Genomic DNA, 15,547 nt, shown 5'->3' with positions numbered 1-15,547 from the left:
CAGCGGGCGTAACACTTGGGCAAATGACGGGCAGGTGGGGCCATGCTGACAGGCAAACGAATTCTTTTGGTTATCGGGGGCGGCATTGCCGCCTATAAATGTCTCGACCTGATCCGCCGATTGCGAGAGCGCGGCGCATCAGTGACCCCTGTGATGACCCGGGCCGCTGAGCAATTTGTAACCCCCTTGTCGGTGTCGGCACTGGCGGGCGAAGAGGTGCATCGCGACCTTTTTGATCTCACCAAAGAAGCGGAAATGGGGCATATCCAACTAAGCCGTGTTGCAGATTTGGTGCTTGTTGCCCCGGCTACGGCGGATTTGATGGGGAAAATGGCGGGCGGTTTGGCCAGTGATTTGGCGACAACCTTGCTCATGGCGACCGACACCCCCGTGATGATCGCCCCTGCGATGAATGTCCGAATGTGGGATCATCCCGCGACGCAACGCAATTTGGCAACGCTTCTGGCGGACGGCGTGACAGTGGTCGGCCCAAATGAGGGCGACATGGCCTGTGGCGAATACGGACCGGGGCGCATGTCTGAGCCATTGGAAATTGTCGCAGCGATTCAAGCGGTTTTTGCCGACGGGCCTCTCAAGGGGCGCAAAGTTTTGGTCACGTCAGGCCCCACCCACGAACCGATTGATCCTGTGCGTTATATCGCCAACCGCTCATCAGGATCGCAAGGCACTGCCATTGCCAATGCATTGCGTGCATTGGGGGCCGAGGTGATCTTTGTCACCGGTCCGGCAGAGGCCCCGCGCCCGACGGGGGTTCAGATTGTTGAAGTTGAGACGGCGCGTGAAATGCGCGAAGCGGCTCTGGCGGCGTTGCCGGTAGATGCGGGTGTGTTTGCCGCCGCAGTGGCCGATTGGCGGGTTGCCAGCGCGTCCAACAGTAAAATCAAGAAAACGAAAGGTGGATTGCCGGTTTTGGAATTCGCCGAGAACCCTGACATATTGGCAGAAATCTCACAAATGACAGAGGGCCGCCCGGGATTGGTTGTTGGATTTGCGGCCGAAACCGATGATGTGGTGGCCAATGCAACGTCCAAACGTCAGCGCAAGGGCTGTGACTGGATTGTCGCCAATGATGTGTCGCCAGAAACCGGCATTATGGGTGGGTCTGAAAACGCGGTTGTTCTGATTTCCAAAGAGGGCTCAGAAGACTGGCCGCGTATGGGGAAAGATGAGGTTGCTCGGGCACTTGCCGATCGGATCGCGGCTGTTTTGGCCCAGGGCTAACATCTGGGTAATCGCCAAAAGGAGAGGGCAAGCATGGTCGCTATTCAGCTGACATGGGATGACGGGGCGGATCAATCATTAGGTCTCCCAAGCTATGCCTCGACCGGGGCTGCGGGGGCTGATTTGCGCGCGAATTTCACGGACCGTGGCACCGTGGTTTTGCAACCGGGCGCGCGGGCTTTGGTCGCAACGGGGCTGCGGCTCGCTATTCCGTCCGGGTATGAGGTGCAACTGCGACCGCGCAGCGGTCTGGCGCTAAAACACGGCATAACACTGCCCAATAGTCCGGGAACAATTGACAGTGATTACCGTGGCCCGCTGGGGGTGATTGTAATGAATGCCGGACAAGACCGTTTTGAAATTGCCCATGGCGACCGGATCGCTCAAATGATTGTCGCGCCTGTGGTTTTAGCGAAGTTTGAGCTGGTCGAAACGCTTGATGAAACCCAACGCGGCGCGGGTGGGTTTGGCTCGACCGGGAGGCGTTAAGTGATCCTGGTTTTGGCCTTGGCCGCAATGATCTGGGGTGTCGGGCATCTGACCAAGGCGCCCAAATCGCTGCGATTGATACTGTTAGCCCTCCTTTTTGGTGCGGTCGTCTTCTCGCATCTTGTCTTGCCGGATGGGCATCCGCTGCGCATGGCCACCGGGGAAACTGCGGCTTTTTGGCTAATCCTGTTGGGGCTTTCCGCCTTGGTCTGGGTCTATCGCATCGGATTGTCTAAATTGCGGGCCAAAGCCGCCGTCAAGGCCGAGGAGATCGCGATGACCAAAGAGCCAAGCCTTTTTGAACAGGGGGAGCTGCAGCGCTATGCCCGTCATATCGTGCTGCGTGAGCTTGGTGGGCCGGGGCAGAAAAAGCTGAAAGAAGCCAAAGTGTTGGTGATCGGTGCAGGGGGGCTTGGCTCGCCTGTCTTGCTGTACCTCGCAGCGGCTGGGGTTGGTACAATTGGGGTCATTGACGACGATGTTGTCGATGCAGGGAATTTGCAGCGGCAGGTGATCCACAGTGACGACGCCATAGATATACCCAAGGTGTTTTCCGCCGAGAAACGGATGAAGGCCATCAATCCCTACCTACAGGTCCGTCCATATCAGCGTCGTCTGAGCGCAGAAATGGCCGAAGAATTGATGGCCGACTACGATCTGGTTCTTGATGGAACGGATAATTTCGACACCCGTTATCTTGTGAATAAAGTTGCTGTGTCACAGGGCAAGCCTTTGATTTCAGGCGCGCTTAGCCAATGGGAAGGCCAGGTGAGCGTCTTTGACCCGGCCACCGATGGCCCGTGCTACAAATGTATTTTCGCAAGTGCGCCCGCTCCTGAACTGGCCCCAAGCTGTGCCGAAGCCGGGGTTTTGGGGCCGTTGCCCGGGGTTGTCGGGTCTATGATGGCGGTTGAGGCGGTAAAACTGATTTCCGGCGCTGGGGCGGTGTTGCGCGGCGAGATGTTGATCTATGACGCGCTTTGGGGCGAGACGCGCAAGATTACTCTGAAAAAGCGACAAGACTGCCCGTGTTGCGGGGGGTAATCCTCGTTTCCCATGTGATTTGGGTGATGTTACTAACCGCGCTGACCCAGCTTGGTGGGGTGGCGTGGCTTATCGCACTGGGTTTCAAAAGGCGGCTATTGGCGTTTGTTTTGGCCTATTGTGGGCTCTTTACTGCAGCGCTCGTTTTTGCTCCACAATTTGGCCGCGTGGCTTTGCCTTGTTTTGATGCGAACCTTCGGGCGCAGTCAGTTTTCTACTGCGCAACGATGCGTAATTATGTCTCGCCGCAGATGGCTCAGGTCGCGCAAAAGGTTGCGGACAGTGTCGCCCAAAATCACCCGGGAACAGTGACGCTGTATTTGGACGGAAATTTACCATTTTGGGATGGGTTTCCGCTTTTGCCGCATGTGTCTCATGATGATGGCAACAAGCTTGATCTGGCGTTTTATTACGTCGATGAAGCCGGGGCATACGCCGTGGGTAAAACCAGATCTGCCATAGGGTATTGGGCGTTTGAACAGTTTGGGCAGGAGCAATGCCCCGAGGTTTGGCCAACGATGCGCTGGTCTTTGCCGTGGTTGCAGGGGTTGTGGCCGGACCGGGACCTGGAACCGGAGCGGACCAAAACCATGGTTGAGGCCGTGTTGTCTGATCCGCGCGTGAGCAAGCTGTTCCTTGAGCCCGACTTGGCCAGACGGTTGGGGGTGGCGCATTCCAAAATGCGTTTCCAAGGCTGCCGGGCGGCGCGACATGACGATCACTTGCATTTGCAGCTTTGAAACGCCGCTAGCCATTGCAGCCACTGGTTGCACCGCCTAGATTCCCACCAAAGAGATGGAGATGCGCTCATGACCAATCCGCTGCTGCAAAACTGGGACACCCCGTTTGGCCTACCACCGTTCAATGACATTTCAGATGCGGATTTTGCCCCGGCTTTTGATGCTGCCATGGAGCAAGACTTGGCCGAGGTGCAACAAATCGTCGATAATCCCGACGCGCCGTCATTTGCCAATACAATCGAGGGGCTGATGCGGACTGGCTCTGCTCTCGACAAGGTGGCCTCGGTATTTTTCAACATTTCGGGGGCCGATAGCAACGAAGATCGCGAAGCTCTTATGCGGGAGTTTTCGCCAAAACTGTCAGCGCATAGTTCGGCGATTTATTCCAACAAGGCATTGTTTGACCGGATCAAAACCGTATGGGATGCACGTGATGGTTTGGACTTGTCGGACGAACAGCAACGGGTTCTGATGCTATTGCATCGCAATTTTGTCCGGGCTGGTGCCGCACTTGAAGGTGATGCCGGCGATCGGATGACCGACGTGAAAAATCGTCTGGCTGTGCTTGGCACGTCCTTCACGCAAAACCTCTTGGCGGATGAACGTGATTGGGTGATGGAAGTGTCCGAGGCTGATCTGGAAGGCCTGCCCGATTTCGCGATCAGCGCCATGCGTGCCGCCGGTGAAGAGCGGGGCCTCGGCCCGGTTGTGACCCTGTCACGGTCGGTTATTGTGCCGTTCTTGCAGTTTTCGCCCAAACGCGCATTACGGGAACGGGCCTATCAAGCATGGGGGGCCCGCGGGGCCAATGGCGGCGAAACCGACAATCGCGGCATTGCTACCGAGACCCTCAGCCTGCGTGAAGAACGGGCCAAACTGCTCGGCTATCCAGATTTCTCGGCCTACAAGCTTGAAACCGAAATGGCGGGAACGCCTGACAAAGTGCGTGATTTGCTCATGGCGGTGTGGGGCCCTGCGAAACAACAGGCCGACACCGATGCCAAAATCCTCGAAGAAATGCTACGTGCGGACGGCATCGAAGGCCCGCTTGAGGCCTGGGATTGGCGTTACTACGCGGAAAAGCGTCGGGTTGCGGAACATGATTTGGACGAGGCCGAGGTCAAACCGTTTTTCCAATTGGATCGAATGATTGAAGCGTCGTTTGATTGCGCGTCGCGTCTGTTTGGTCTGGAGTTCGCGCCGCTCGATGTGCCGCTGTATCATCCCGACGCCCGCGCGTGGGAAGTGACCAGAAACGGCGAACATGTGGCGATCTTCATCGGCGACTATTTTGCCCGCGGATCAAAACGCTCTGGGGCGTGGTGCTCGGCGATCCGCTCGCAGCGCAAATTCCCCGATGTGCAAATCCCGATTGTGGTCAATGTCTGCAACTTTGCCAAAGGCGATCCGGCGCTGTTGTCGTATGACGATGCGCGCACCTTGTTCCATGAATTTGGCCATGCGCTGCATCAGATGCTATCCAATGTCACCTATGACATGATTTCGGGGACATCCGTGGCCCGTGACTTTGTCGAACTGCCGAGCCAGCTTTATGAACATTGGCTGGAAGTACCTGAAGTGTTGGAGCAATTCGCGACCCACGCCGAAACCGGTGAATCGATGCCCAAAGACCTCTTGGACAAGGTATTGGGGGCTGCCAATTTTGATATGGGCTTCCAGACCGTTGAATATGTCGCTTCGGCTTTGGTTGATCTGGCGTTTCATGAAGGCGCAGCCCCAGCCGATGTGATGCAAAAGCAGGCCGAGGTTCTGGAAAGCATTGGTATGCCGCGCGCCATCAGCATGCGCCATGCGACGCCCCATTTTGCGCATGTGTTTTCTGGCGATGGCTATAGCAGTGGCTATTACAGCTATATGTGGTCCGAGGTGATGGATGCCGACGCCTTTGCAGCCTTTGAAGAGGTTGGGGATGCGTTTGACGCGGATATGGCGGCCAAACTGGAAAAATTCATCCTGTCGGCAGGCGGATCGCAGGACGCAGAAGCACTTTATATGGCGTTCCGTGGGCGTATGCCTGGGGTTGAGGCTTTGCTCAAAGGGCGGGGGCTGGCGGCCTAGCCGCCAACAACCTGTTCGATCAAAATTCTTGGCGCTCTAGGGTGAAACCTTGTTGCGCCAAGAGATTCAAAACCCCGTTCTCGCCCATCAAATGCGCGGCACCAAAGGCGGCAACGATAGGGGCGTCATATTCTGACACGGCGTCCAAGATCACTGGAATCCAAGCTTTGTTGCGGTTTTCCAAAAGCTCGACATTGAGCTCGGCGAAAATGACATCAGCCTCCTCAGAACTCATCCCGACCAGATCCGGTGTGAGAATGCGGTTGATGTGCCACCCTTCGGCGATATTTTCGGAGTAGTAGGCCGAAAAGGTGGTGACTAGGGCGTCTTCGGAACTCTGACGTGGCATCAAGCCAGCCATCATAAAATCAATCTGTTCCTCCATCGGCTCCTGCTTGAAGATCTGAAAGAGGGTGTCGGTGCTTTCGAGCGATTGCGTCGGAACTTGGGCTTCGTTGGCGATGTCGTTCAGTTGCGAATCCAAGCCGCCAGCGCTCTGTTTTAGCTTCGACATCATACAGGGCGGAACAGCAAGGCTCAGTGACAAGAACCATGGCTGCATTTTCGCCGCCATAAAGGGGGGGATGTCGTGTTCTTCTGCGGTTTTAGCCAGTTTTTGCCAATCTTCGTTGCTCATGAGATCGATCAACGACTGGTCTTGCAACATGAACATCGATGGGTCTGAGGACAAGCGTTTTTTGAGGTCGGCTTCGTCCTCGTCATTGGCTTCTAGCAAGAGCATGCCAGCCGATTGAACGATGGGTTTCAGACGCTCAACTGGGCCTCTCAAGCGGGGGTCTCCAATATGTATAGTTCCGATCAGGACGATCTTTTTCTCGCCTTTTGTCGCGGTCCAATGGTTGCCATTGGCGTATGGGGTGTTGGCGACTGCGGTCTCTAACTCTTGTTGTTGTTGAGCGTTTAGGGTGTGTCGAAGGTCTTGGCCGCCGCAGGTCGCAAATGCGGGTGTGGCTAGGGCAAAAATCGAACAAACAATGGCAAGCGGACGTAACATGGTGGCTCCGGTAGTGGGTTTGGGGCAAACTAAGCCCTGAGAGCATTGGAATGGCAAGAGAAACAGGCGGATATGCGGCGGGAAAGCGATCTTTACGAGCCAGTAAAAGCGATGTTGCAACGGCAAGGTTATGAGGTCAAAGGCGAAGTCGGGGCGGCGGATGTCGTTGCGATGCGCGCCGATGAACCCCCCGTCATTGTTGAGCTGAAACTGAGTGTCACCCTGTCGCTTTATCACCAGGCGATTACCCGGCTGGGGGTTACCGACACGGTTTATATCGCGGTTCCCAAGCCCAAAGGGAAAACCGCCAAACGGGCACTCAAAGATAACGTTGCGATGTGCCGTCGGCTTGGGCTTGGCTTTATCACGGTGCGGGTGGATCAAACGGTTGAAGTGCATTGCGATCCCGGCCCTTATGCGCCGCGCAAAAACAAGAAACGCCAATCTCGATTGCTGCGTGAATTTCAGCGGCTGGACGGTGATCCGAACCAAGGGGGCGCAACACGACATGGCATCGTCACAGGGTATCGCCAAGATGCGTTAAAATGTGCTGCCATGCTGGCCGAAGTTGGGGCGAGCCGGGGCAAGGACGTCGCCAAAGCCACCGGTGTGACTAACGCCACAACAATAATGCGCAGCAACCACTACGGTTGGTTCAACAAGGTTGAAACCGGTGTTTATGAGCTCTCGTCCGCCGGGGTAGAGGGGCTCAAACACTGGGCCTATAGCTGGGACCCAAGCTAAAGAGTCTTGACGCGTACGGGTTTTCGCGTCATTGGGCAGATGTCGCTGCGCTGCCGCGTGAGCATGCCGAGCCAAGAGCTCTCAGCGACACCAGATACAGTTTCCCAATCACGCAGGGTTGCAAAGGCACAGACCAGACCGCGCGGGAACCGCCCAGCTGTCTCGAGGTCTTGCCAACCCTCATGCGGTCGCAAACGTTGCGGCTGTGTTTCTGTGTTCCACTGGCACTGTGCCTTGTGGGGCTGAAAAGGACTTCCTATTGTTCGAATTTAGCGAACTTGGCCTACGGCCTGCTCTCAATGCTGCTCTCGAAGCGGCTGGTTTTGAAAAACCAACTCCGATCCAGACGCAAGCGGTTCCGCTGGCGCTCGAAGGTCACGATATCATGGGCCTTGCCCAAACCGGCACTGGTAAAACTCTGGCGTTTGGTCTCCCTCTGGTGAACCATCTTTTGGGCCTGCATGGCAAACCCGATCCTAAAACCGCACAGGCGCTTATCTTGGCACCGACGCGCGAACTGGTGAACCAGATTGCAGATAACCTGAAAGTTTTGACGACCAAAACCCCGATCCGTGTGACAACGGTTGTAGGTGGTCAGTCGATCAACAAACAGATTCAGGTTCTGAACCGCGGCACTCATATCCTTGTGGCAACCCCTGGCCGTTTGATCGACCTGATGGACCGTCGCGCTGTGGATTTGAAGGCTGTTAAGCACCTGATCCTCGACGAAGCGGATCAGATGCTCGATATGGGCTTTATCCATGCGTTGCGCAAAATTGCGCCCGCGCTGGGCACGCCCCGTCAAACCATGCTGTTTTCGGCGACGATGCCCAAGCAGATGGAAGAATTGAGCCGTGCCTATCTGAATGACCCTAAAAAGGTTCAGGTTTCACCCCCCGGCAAAGCCGCAGACAAAGTGACCCAATGCGTGCATTTCGTCGAAAAGGCGGGCAAGCCACGCAAATTGCGTGAAATTCTGTCAGATGATCCGAACGCTCTTACCTTGGTGTTTTCGCGTACGAAACATGGTGCGGAACGTTTGATGAAAGGTCTTGTGGCCGACGGTTATAATGCCGCGTCTATTCATGGGAACAAAAGCCAAGGTCAACGGGATCGCGCAATCAAAGCGTTTCGCGCTGGTGAGATCAACATCCTTGTGGCCACCGATGTTGCGGCGCGTGGTATCGACATTCCCGGCGTTGCCTATGTCGTGAACTTTGATTTGCCAGAAGTAGCAGAGAATTATGTTCACCGTATCGGCCGGACCGCTCGAGCGGGCCGTGACGGTCAGGCGATTGCATTTTGTGCCGCCGACGAGGTGCTTTTGTTGCGCCAAATTCAAAAGCTGATGAAGATCGACATTGAGGTTGCATCGGGTGTTGAGCCTGAGCCAGTTGATCGGCCCAAACAACAGCGTGGTGGCGGCGGTGGTCGCAACCGTGGTGGTGGAGGTGGTCATCGCGGCGGGGGCAAGCCTGCCAACAACAATGGTCGCCCATCGGGTGGTCAGAAACGTCGCCGCTCTGGTCGCCGTTAACCGATAGGGCAAGGGTCAGAGCGACACCTGCTCCACCGTTGTTTTCAGCATTTCAGCCGAGGCTCTCAGGGCCTCGGTTTCTTCGTCTGAGAGGTCGGGAAGCAGTTCGGAGCTTATGCCTTGTGCCCCGACAACACGCGGCACCGAACAGGCCACATCACGCACGCCCAACACATCGGACACCGAGGAAACGGTCAGAACCGCCTGTTCGTCGGATGTGATTGCCGAAACGATGCGGGCCAAACCGGCTCCGATGCCGTACCACGTCGCGCCTTTGCCCTCGATGATTGTATAGGCAGCATGGCGGACGCCGTAGTCAATTGTTTGTCGGACATCTTCGGTTATGGCATTGCCGACTTGGGCCGCGAAACTGGCAACCGAGGCTGATCCGGCGCGCGCCGATGACCACGCCAGAACTTCAGAATCACCGTGTTCGCCAAGGACATATCCATGCACCGACCGTGGCGCGATGCCTAAATGACGCCCCAACAACCACCGAAATCGGGCTGTATCTAGGATTGTTCCCGATCCAATCACCCGTTCCGGTGGCAAGCCAGACAGGCGTTGGGTGATCTGGCCCATGATATCCACTGGATTTGAGGCAACCAATAGGATGGCATCCGGGCACACCCGCATGACTTCGCCCACGACAGACCGAAACACCTCAGCATTGCGGTCCAGCAATTGCAGGCGCGTTTCACCGGGTTGTTGGCTAACCCCGCAGGCCAGAATCACCACTCCGGCCCCCGTCAGGTCGTCATAGTCACCTGCATCAACCTGAACAGCATGGGCAAAGGGCACTGCATGGGCGATGTCCTCGGCCTCAGCTCGGGCGCGGGCAGGGTTGAGATCGACCAATACAATGCGCGATGCCGCCCCGCGCATGACACAGGAAAAGGCGGCGGCTGATCCGACCATTCCGGCCCCTACAATTCCAATTTTCATGGCGTACTCCCCTTAGGTGGACACAGTCATAGAAAGGGTTGTTAGCGCTGTCGTTGATCCTAATCACATTGCGGATAAGCGTCCATTGCCTGTGCATAATAGCGCCCGCTGACAGGGCTACGTTTGGTTTTCAACACCTGTTCCATGCGTTTGGCCAGTTTTTGGGTCTGGGACTTCGGCCAGGCGGATATGATCGAGAACAGATCCATACCCGCACAATCCTGTGAAGGCGGGCAGTAGGTTTTGGAAAACCCATAGCGATTGGCATCGACCCAATTATGGCCCGTAGTTTCGCTGGCATAATAGGTCGTGGCGTCGGTGATGTTTTTGCGACTGTCATAACTGAACAGTTTCATTGCTGGATTGTTGCCATGGTCGGTGGTGATTCCAGGGATTCCGATCGCCAAACCCACCAAGTCACCATTGCAGGTCCACAAACGGCGCATGTCGTCCAGATGGGTATGGGCCGTCAAGATCCCGGTGATTTGATCCGAATAGGCTGAGATCACCTCACTGAATATGGTTTCAACCGACGTGCCTTTGGGCGCGCTTGCTGATACAGCCGACAATAGCTTTGGGGGGTTTGGGTCGCGATACGTCAGGTCAGGGTTCCACATAGGTGCCCCGCCATGCCCATCCATCCCCGGCGGAACATGCATCGCAATGAGCGTGCGTTCGTTATTTGCCTGAGCATCTGCCAGCTGCTGGGCCAGCCAGCTGAGTTGGATGCTGGCTGCCATCTGAATTTCGGCATCCGTCATATATGGCTGGCAGGGGGTCCAGTGGAAACCGTGCCCGTAATTCGCGTTGAACATCACGGTATTCAACGTGATCAAACGCAATGACGTGTCGTTTTTACCCAATGGGTATGCGGAATAGTACCCTTGCGCCAAGCCCGAGCGATCAATCAATGTGTCCATCGCGTTTAACGCGGGCCATTTGCCGGTATGTGCGGAGGCGAAGGGGGTTTCGTCCGTGTTATCTGTGAATTGGCAGTAGTCGCCGGCATTGGTGTCATTGTTTCCGGGCAAGAAATACAAGCGATGCGAGGGGCCCGCTATATGCGCCAAACCGCCCAAAACCGTGGTGAATTCCTGTTTCCGCGTCGCTTCGGGTTCGCTATGTGCGGGCATGTCACCAAGGTACACGGTGAACTTGGGTGCTTGCTTGGCAATGAGGTCGATGGCTTTGGCTTGGGCGTTCTGCCACAAAACCAAACTGGTTTCGTTCCCATGTCCCCATTTTCCAGAGATGGCGCGAACCCCATAATGAACGTCACTTAAAGCGAGAAAGGTATCTTCGGCCTTTGCCACCCCGGCAGTTAGAAGAAGACAAGCAACAATTTTCCAGAGAGACATTCTTCAATTCCTTCCTGTTTCAATATACCCACAATCCCTCAAAAGTTGATTCGTCGCCAGTCAATGATCTGTGCCCGGCAGGTGTCTGCATCGAGACCGCCCAAATAGAGTCAAAAATTTTGCACAAGATGTTGACTCACTCCAATCCGCTGCCTAGCTATGCGTCGTTAGCACTCGCACCTGATGAGTGCTAATGGCCCTCAGCAGGGGGTCTTTAGAGGATAACTTTGAGCCAAGGAGACTCGAAGAATGGCATTTACACCGCTTCACGATCGCGTAGTTGTTCGCCGCCTGGAAGGCGAAGAAAAGACCGCTGGTGGTCTGATCATCCCCGAAAGCGCAAAAGAAAAGCCCGCTGAAGGCAAAGTTGTTGCCGTAGGCGCAGGCGCACGTGACGAAGACGGCGACCGCATCGCAATGGACGTTAAAGAGGGTGACACCATCCTGTTTGGCAAATGGTCCGGCACAGAGATCACTCTGGACGGCGAAGAGCTGCTGATCATGAAAGAAAGCGACATCCTCGGCATTATCGGCTGAACGATGACTTGATGGCCGATTGGCCATTCTTTCTGACCAACAACTATATGAATTCTTAGGAGAATACACATGGCCGCTAAGGACGTGAAATTCGATACCGACGCCCGTAACCGCATGCTGGCAGGCGTCAACATCCTCGCAGATGCTGTTAAAGTAACACTGGGCCCAAAAGGCCGTAACGTTGTTCTGGACAAATCGTTCGGCGCACCACGCATCACCAAAGACGGTGTCTCTGTTGCCAAAGAGATCGAGCTTGAAGACAAGTTCGAGAACATGGGCGCACAGATGGTCAAAGAAGTTGCATCGCGCACCAACGACGAAGCAGGCGACGGTACAACAACCGCAACTGTTCTGGCTCAGGCCATCGTTAAAGAAGGCCTCAAGCAGGTTGCTGCCGGTCTGAACCCAATGGACCTCAAGCGCGGTATCGACCTGGCGACAGCCAAAGTTGTCGATGGCATCAAGTCCATGGCCCGCGAAGTTAAAGACAGCGACGAAGTTGCTCAGGTTGGCACAATCTCTGCCAACGGCGAAGCCGCAATCGGCCAGCAAATTGCTGACGCGATGCAGCGTGTTGGCAACGAAGGTGTTATCACCGTCGAAGAAAACAAAGGCCTCGAAACCGAGACCGATGTTGTTGAAGGCATGCAGTTCGACCGCGGTTACCTGTCTCCTTACTTTGTCACCAACGCTGACAAAATGACTGCCGAGCTGGAAGACTGCCTGATCCTGCTGCACGAGAAGAAACTCTCGTCGCTGCAGCCAATGGTTCCTCTGCTCGAGCAAGTGATCCAGTCGCAAAAGCCACTGCTGATCATTGCTGAAGACGTTGAAGGCGAAGCGCTGGCAACTCTGGTTGTTAACAAACTGCGCGGCGGCCTGAAAATTGCTGCTGTCAAAGCCCCTGGCTTTGGTGATCGTCGCAAAGCCATGCTGCAGGACATTGCGATCCTGACAGGCGGTCAAGTGATTGCAGAAGATCTCGGCATGAAGCTCGAATCCGTGACCATGGACATGCTTGGCACCGCCAAGAAAGTTCAGATCACCAAAGACGAGACAACTGTTGTTGACGGCGCTGGCGAGAAAGCAGAGATCGAAGCACGTGTTGCTCAGATCCGCGCTCAGATCGAAGAAACATCTTCCGATTATGACCGTGAAAAGCTGCAGGAACGTGTTGCGAAACTGGCTGGCGGCGTCGCCGTTATCCGCGTTGGCGGCATGACCGAGGTTGAAGTTAAAGAGCGTAAAGATCGTGTTGACGATGCTCTGAACGCAACCCGCGCTGCTGTTCAAGAAGGCGTCATCGTTGGTGGTGGTGTTGCTCTGGTTCAAGCCGGTAAAGCTCTCGAAGGCATGGAAGGCGCAAACGCTGACCAAAACGCCGGTATTGCCATCGTGCGTCGCGCTCTCGAAGCGCCTCTGCGTCAGATCGCTGAAAACGCTGGTGTTGACGGTGCGGTTGTTGCGGGCAAAGTTCGCGAATCCGACGAAACATCCTTCGGCTTCAACGCTCAGACTGAAGAATATGGTGACATGTTCGCCTTCGGCGTTATCGACCCTGCCAAAGTTGCACGGACTGCTCTCGAAGATGCGTCTTCGGTTGCTGGCCTGCTGATCACCACCGAAGCCATGGTTGCCGACAAACCGTCGAAAGACGGCGGTATGCCAGCAGGCGGCGGCATGCCCGACATGGGCGGCATGGGCGGCATGATGTAAGACGGGTTTCCAACGGAAATTCTCTTTACATACCGAACAGCAAAGGCCCCCTAATTTGGGGGCCTTTGTCATTTTAGGGCAGGGGGGTGATACGCACCCGTCCGTCATGGATGAAACAGGCCTTATCAAAAAGCGTCAGATCGACAGGATTTGGGAGCCGAACGTCACTCAGATCGGGCAATCGCTTACGAGACTGCTCAAAGCCACGATCCACTTGGGATATCGCAACCACCGTTATTTGGCGCTTTTTTGCCAAGGCTTTTAGGTGGGCGACCTGATCCGCCAAGGGGGGATGGTGCCGGCGTTGATCCATGATTTGCAAATAGTCGATCACCACAACACTTCCTGCTTGGGCAGATATCAGGACGGCTTCTATATAACTGGCGCAAATGTCGTCGGTGGTGTCGACCGCCAGCTTTGCGACCTGATCCATGCCGTCCAATTCTTTGACCCTCTCAAGGATTTCGGCATCACAGTATTCCAGGGAAAAGAACCAAGCCTGCTTGCCTCTTCGCAGGGAGCAGAGCAGCAGGTCCAAGGCATGCAAAGTCTTCCCATGCCCGGGGCGGGCTGCCAATAGCACCAGCTCTCCGCGCCGCAAGCTCTCCAGTATTTTGATAGCCGGAGTTGTCTTGGCATAGGTCCGGGCAAGTTCGGACCAGTTGGAAAAGCCTTCTCTTCGGGCGGCTTCGGTCAACGATTGATGCAAAGGAATGCCCCTAAGTCGGGCTTCTTTTCGGGCAGCACGTTTCAGAATGAAAATGGGGGATGATAGGTCCATGGAAACCTCCGGATCGCGGGTAAAACCCACAGCCCCTTTTCTGCGGATACCTATCCAAAGGATGGGTGTGCGATGCCCTGCATGATCAATACTTTCCCAATCAAAGGGGAGGAGGCCCGGGGCAGGCCGTCGCAATATCTAGTTTGACACGAAAAACACAAGGCGCAAGGCCCTGTTACGTCTTCTTCAATTGAAAGCATTCTGTTAACCTATCTTGCCTAGGATCTTCAGGCTGGGGGAAGACATGAGCTGCCACAATCTTAGAAAAGGCCTTATGGTCAGCGTGCCAGATGGGATGCGCAAACAATTGCTGGCGATTTCACCGGCAAATTTACCAATGGGTTACCTTGTTCGGCAGTCTCTTTTGAAGGCTCTTAAGGACGATGTTGATTGGGTCGACGAAGTTGCCACCGGATCATCGGAACCTCTATTGATCCCCCTGTCCTTGGAAGAGCGAATGCAGCTCTCGGAACGTATCGCTGGGCGCGAGACCACGGAACAAGTGGCCGTGCTCTCTTTGGTTGCCGTTGTTTTACAGCGCATGAAGGCGGCCTAATTCCCGGTAAACTCTTGCTTTGCGATCTCTGATCGGCTCTCTGGGCCTATGACACAGACTGATAATATTGATGCGCCTTACCATGCTCGCGGTTTGCGGCTGGCAGGGGTTGACGAAGTGGGACGCGGCCCTCTGGCTGGGCCTGTGGTGGCCTGTGCGGTGATCCTTGACCCTAACAACATACCCGCGGGGCTAAACGACTCCAAGAAGCTCTCCGCCAAGAAACGCGAAGCCTTGGATGTCATTATTCGCGAAACTGCGATCTATTCGATTGCCGAAGCGACTGTTCAGGAAATCGATGAGATCAACATCCTGCACGCCAGCATGTTGGCGATGAAGCGCGCGGTCGAAGGGTTGCCGATTCGTCCCGATCACCTGCTTGTCGATGGGAATCGGTTGCCCAAAAGGTTGTCTTGCCCTGCGACGGCAATCGTCAAGGGGGACAGCCTGTCACAAACCATCGGCGCGGCCTCAATTGTGGCCAAAACATGGCGAGATAATGTCATGACTGAGATCGCGCAACACTACCCAGGTTATGGTTGGGAAAAGAACGCCGGTTACCCAACAAAATGTCACAAATCTGCACTGCAAAATCTTGGGGTAACCCCACATCATAGACGGTCTTTCAAACCGGTGCACAATATCTTGTATCAAGAGTAAATCGTAAGGGTCTGATTTAATAAAGAATTTGACCGCGAATCACCAATGAATCATTCTGTTCTTAACCAACGACCGCGAAAATGCGGCAGGGACAGAGGCAGAGA

15 protein-coding genes are annotated in these 15,547 nt (G+C 55.3%); 11 read left to right on the top strand and 4 right to left on the bottom strand.

Translation table 11 applies throughout. The features are described from left to right. The first annotated feature begins 42 nt into the window (after positions 1-42). The 5 genes from coaBC (at position 43) to ACRBB0_RS10415 (ending at position 5,594) form a co-directional block, all read left to right on the top strand. On the top strand, positions 43-1,242 hold the full coding sequence (gene coaBC, locus ACRBB0_RS10435) for a bifunctional phosphopantothenoylcysteine decarboxylase/phosphopantothenate--cysteine ligase CoaBC (protein ID WP_431374372.1): 1,200 nt from the start codon (positions 43-45) through the stop codon (positions 1,240-1,242). Between the two features lie 33 nt (positions 1,243-1,275). Next, complete coding sequence (gene dut, locus ACRBB0_RS10430; RefSeq protein WP_431374371.1) at positions 1,276-1,731, top strand: dUTP diphosphatase; 456 nt, start codon at positions 1,276-1,278, stop codon at positions 1,729-1,731. Next, positions 1,732-2,775, top strand: coding sequence for a HesA/MoeB/ThiF family protein (locus ACRBB0_RS10425; RefSeq protein ID WP_431374370.1), 1,044 nt, complete (start codon positions 1,732-1,734; stop codon positions 2,773-2,775). It abuts the gene before it with no gap. A gap of 26 nt (positions 2,776-2,801) precedes the next feature. After that, a complete protein-coding gene (locus ACRBB0_RS10420; RefSeq protein ID WP_431374502.1) occupies positions 2,802-3,515 on the top strand; it encodes a hypothetical protein in 714 nt (237 codons plus the stop codon). Between the two features lie 69 nt (positions 3,516-3,584). Continuing rightward, the gene (locus tag ACRBB0_RS10415) at positions 3,585-5,594 is read left to right on the top strand and encodes a M3 family metallopeptidase (protein ID WP_431374369.1); all 2,010 of its coding nucleotides are present in this window, start codon (positions 3,585-3,587) and stop codon (positions 5,592-5,594) included. Positions 5,595-5,613: 19 nt separating this feature from the next. Here the strand turns inward: ACRBB0_RS10415 and ACRBB0_RS10410 are convergent, their stop codons facing one another. Then, on the bottom strand, positions 5,614-6,609 hold the full coding sequence (locus tag ACRBB0_RS10410; RefSeq protein ID WP_431374368.1) for a TraB/GumN family protein: 996 nt from the start codon (positions 6,607-6,609) through the stop codon (positions 5,614-5,616). A 72-nt stretch (positions 6,610-6,681) separates the two neighbouring features. Between ACRBB0_RS10410 and ACRBB0_RS10405 the strand changes: the two genes are divergently transcribed. Beyond that, positions 6,682-7,353, top strand: coding sequence for a DUF2161 domain-containing phosphodiesterase (locus ACRBB0_RS10405; protein ID WP_431374367.1), 672 nt, complete (start codon positions 6,682-6,684; stop codon positions 7,351-7,353). 259 nt (positions 7,354-7,612) lie between these two features. Continuing rightward, the gene (locus tag ACRBB0_RS10400) at positions 7,613-8,890 is read left to right on the top strand and encodes a DEAD/DEAH box helicase (RefSeq protein ID WP_431374366.1); all 1,278 of its coding nucleotides are present in this window, start codon (positions 7,613-7,615) and stop codon (positions 8,888-8,890) included. Positions 8,891-8,905: 15 nt separating this feature from the next. Here ACRBB0_RS10400 and ACRBB0_RS10395 read toward each other — a convergent pair whose 3' ends face one another. Together ACRBB0_RS10395 and ACRBB0_RS10390 are read right to left on the bottom strand one after the other, a co-directional pair. Further along, entirely contained in the window at positions 8,906-9,835 is a 930-nt protein-coding gene (locus tag ACRBB0_RS10395) for an L-lactate dehydrogenase (protein WP_431374365.1), read from the bottom strand. Between the two features lie 59 nt (positions 9,836-9,894). Then, positions 9,895-11,193 carry a hypothetical protein gene (locus ACRBB0_RS10390; protein ID WP_431374364.1) on the bottom strand — a complete coding sequence of 433 codons (1,299 nt, stop codon included), beginning with the start codon at positions 11,191-11,193 and terminating at the stop codon, positions 9,895-9,897. A gap of 249 nt (positions 11,194-11,442) precedes the next feature. Between ACRBB0_RS10390 and groES the strand changes: the two genes are divergently transcribed. Together groES and groL are read left to right on the top strand one after the other, a co-directional pair. Then, the gene (groES, locus tag ACRBB0_RS10385; RefSeq protein ID WP_097805481.1) at positions 11,443-11,730 is read left to right on the top strand and encodes a co-chaperone GroES; all 288 of its coding nucleotides are present in this window, start codon (positions 11,443-11,445) and stop codon (positions 11,728-11,730) included. 69 nt (positions 11,731-11,799) lie between these two features. Beyond that, positions 11,800-13,446 (top strand): chaperonin GroEL, encoded by a 1,647-nt coding sequence (gene groL / locus ACRBB0_RS10380; RefSeq protein WP_431374363.1) that lies wholly within the window; start codon positions 11,800-11,802, stop codon positions 13,444-13,446. A 73-nt stretch (positions 13,447-13,519) separates the two neighbouring features. On the opposite strand, the gene ACRBB0_RS10375 is transcribed toward groL, so the two are convergent. Next, on the bottom strand, positions 13,520-14,227 hold the full coding sequence (locus ACRBB0_RS10375) for a DNA helicase (protein ID WP_431374362.1): 708 nt from the start codon (positions 14,225-14,227) through the stop codon (positions 13,520-13,522). A gap of 244 nt (positions 14,228-14,471) precedes the next feature. Here ACRBB0_RS10375 and ACRBB0_RS10370 point away from each other — a divergent pair, with 244 nt between their 5' ends. Further along, entirely contained in the window at positions 14,472-14,783 is a 312-nt protein-coding gene (locus tag ACRBB0_RS10370) for a hypothetical protein (protein WP_431374361.1), read from the top strand. A 48-nt stretch (positions 14,784-14,831) separates the two neighbouring features. Beyond that, positions 14,832-15,443 (top strand): ribonuclease HII, encoded by a 612-nt coding sequence (rnhB, locus tag ACRBB0_RS10365; protein WP_431374360.1) that lies wholly within the window; start codon positions 14,832-14,834, stop codon positions 15,441-15,443. The last annotated feature ends 104 nt before the right edge of the window (positions 15,444-15,547 follow it).

This window comes from Pelagimonas sp. (genome assembly GCF_050633425.1).
Classification (GTDB): domain Bacteria; phylum Pseudomonadota; class Alphaproteobacteria; order Rhodobacterales; family Rhodobacteraceae; genus Pelagimonas.
The sequence above is the reverse complement of the archived record's forward strand: the minus strand, read 5'-3'. Positions and strand labels throughout refer to the sequence as shown.

Coding starts and splice junctions, on each gene's coding strand:
- coaBC (WP_431374372.1), top strand. CDS start 43: ATGCTGACAGGCAAACGAATTCTTTTGGTTATCGGGGGCGGCATTGCC.
- groL (WP_431374363.1), top strand. CDS start 11,800: ATGGCCGCTAAGGACGTGAAATTCGATACCGACGCCCGTAACCGCATG.
- dut (WP_431374371.1), top strand. CDS start 1,276: ATGGTCGCTATTCAGCTGACATGGGATGACGGGGCGGATCAATCATTA.
- ACRBB0_RS10405 (WP_431374367.1), top strand. CDS start 6,682: ATGCGGCGGGAAAGCGATCTTTACGAGCCAGTAAAAGCGATGTTGCAA.
- ACRBB0_RS10415 (WP_431374369.1), top strand. CDS start 3,585: ATGACCAATCCGCTGCTGCAAAACTGGGACACCCCGTTTGGCCTACCA.
- groES (WP_097805481.1), top strand. CDS start 11,443: ATGGCATTTACACCGCTTCACGATCGCGTAGTTGTTCGCCGCCTGGAA.
- ACRBB0_RS10420 (WP_431374502.1), top strand. CDS start 2,802: ATGTTACTAACCGCGCTGACCCAGCTTGGTGGGGTGGCGTGGCTTATC.
- ACRBB0_RS10410 (WP_431374368.1), bottom strand. CDS start 6,609: ATGTTACGTCCGCTTGCCATTGTTTGTTCGATTTTTGCCCTAGCCACA.
- ACRBB0_RS10390 (WP_431374364.1), bottom strand. CDS start 11,193: ATGTCTCTCTGGAAAATTGTTGCTTGTCTTCTTCTAACTGCCGGGGTG.
- ACRBB0_RS10395 (WP_431374365.1), bottom strand. CDS start 9,835: ATGAAAATTGGAATTGTAGGGGCCGGAATGGTCGGATCAGCCGCCGCC.
- rnhB (WP_431374360.1), top strand. CDS start 14,832: ATGACACAGACTGATAATATTGATGCGCCTTACCATGCTCGCGGTTTG.
- ACRBB0_RS10370 (WP_431374361.1), top strand. CDS start 14,472: ATGAGCTGCCACAATCTTAGAAAAGGCCTTATGGTCAGCGTGCCAGAT.
- ACRBB0_RS10375 (WP_431374362.1), bottom strand. CDS start 14,227: ATGGACCTATCATCCCCCATTTTCATTCTGAAACGTGCTGCCCGAAAA.